Source organism: Spirosoma harenae (genome assembly GCF_054776975.1).
The window spans coordinates 1-665 of record NZ_BAAHBD010000064.1 but is presented as its reverse complement, the minus strand read 5'-3'; the positions used below and the strand labels follow the sequence as shown (position 1 = coordinate 665).

The 665-nt window shown below is 57.0% G+C and carries 1 pseudogene; it reads right to left on the bottom strand.

Annotated features, from left to right (window positions below):
- Nucleotides 1-665 (bottom strand): annotated as a pseudogene (locus tag ACYVE4_RS34090) (gliding motility-associated C-terminal domain-containing protein); the annotation flags it as partial.

Sequence of the window (665 nt, the reverse complement as noted above, 5' to 3'; positions counted from 1 at the left end):
AGGGCCAGGGTGAGGTAGCCGTAGGAGACCCCTCGCTGGAGGGTGGAGGTGTCGGTGTAGGTAGTGGCGTTGAGGGGCAGCTCAGCAATCTTGACATAGCCTGCCGGTACGCCTGTCAAACAAGGCTCTATAGGAACCGGCTGGCAACCCTCCTTCCGATAGATAGCGAGTTTAGTGGGATTGCCATTGAAGGTAGGTCCGCAGGTGTAGGCATCCCAGGTGAGCTGGACGGCTCGCCCGTTGGGGCCTGAAGTGGCGGTGGCTTTGAGGTTTTTCACCGCTGGGCCTACCAACTGAATCCGAAACGTCTGAAACGAGGTAAGTGAGGGGGTGGGCTTGACAGGCACATCGGTCACCTTAAAGGTCACATCGTAGGGTTGATCCCGAAGCTGGTTGCAGTTCGTCTGCCAGCGGAAGGTCACCGTGGCCGGTTGCGCCTGTACAACATCCCCGTTGATTAGGGTTGCATAAGCAGGCTGAATTAGTTCACCAGCAGAAAGGGCTTTTCCATCGGGGCCAACGTTGAAGACACCCCCAAAGCCGGAGATGATCACTCGTTGTCCATCAGGATCAGTGGCCGTGATGGGCTGGTTGATCAGCGTACCCGCTTCCACACATAAATCAGGAATGGGCTGAATGATGGGCCGCTTGTTGGGCGAATCGAC